At 73.9% G+C, this 475-nt stretch carries 1 protein-coding gene and 1 pseudogene; both read left to right on the top strand.

Annotation, left to right across the window (positions count from 1 at the left end):
- Window positions 1-241, top strand: a pseudogene (locus RAD16_RS40890) (histidinol phosphatase); the annotation flags it as partial.
- The coding region (locus RAD16_RS40885) for a methyltransferase domain-containing protein (RefSeq protein ID WP_458163676.1) at window positions 238-475 on the top strand (238 nt) is incomplete at its 3' end. The pseudogene RAD16_RS40890 and the gene RAD16_RS40885, both read left to right, overlap by 4 nt.

Below are 475 nucleotides of genomic sequence, written 5' to 3'. Positions count from 1 at the left end.
GCTGCACGACCTCAACCTCGCCGCGCGCTACTGCGACGACCTCGTCCTGCTCGACGACGGTGGCGTCGCGGCGGCGGGGCCCGTCGAGGAGGTCCTCGTGCCGGACCTGCTGGAGCCGGTCTACGGCATCGGTGTGGAGCCGGTGCGCGCGGGCGGACAGCTCCACCTGCTCCTCACCCCGTTCCCCGCACCGACCCCCGCACCGACCCCCGCACCGGCCCAGGAGGACCTCACCGCATGAGCGACCAGCAGCTCCAGGACGCGATCAACGACTACTGGACCGAGCGTGCCCCGTCGTACGACGCCTACCAACAGCGTGCCGAGCGCCGTGACCTCGACGTCGAGGTGTGGGGTCGCGCGTGGTCCGCGGCGCTCCCCCCGGCGCCCGCGGAGGTGCTCGACGTCGGCACCGGGAGCGGCCACGTCGCGCGACTGCTGTCCGGCCTCGGCCACCGGGTCACCGGGATCGACCTCT

Source organism: Bradyrhizobium sp. 18BD, from assembly GCF_054185225.1.
This window is presented reverse-complemented; position numbering and strand designations above follow the sequence as displayed.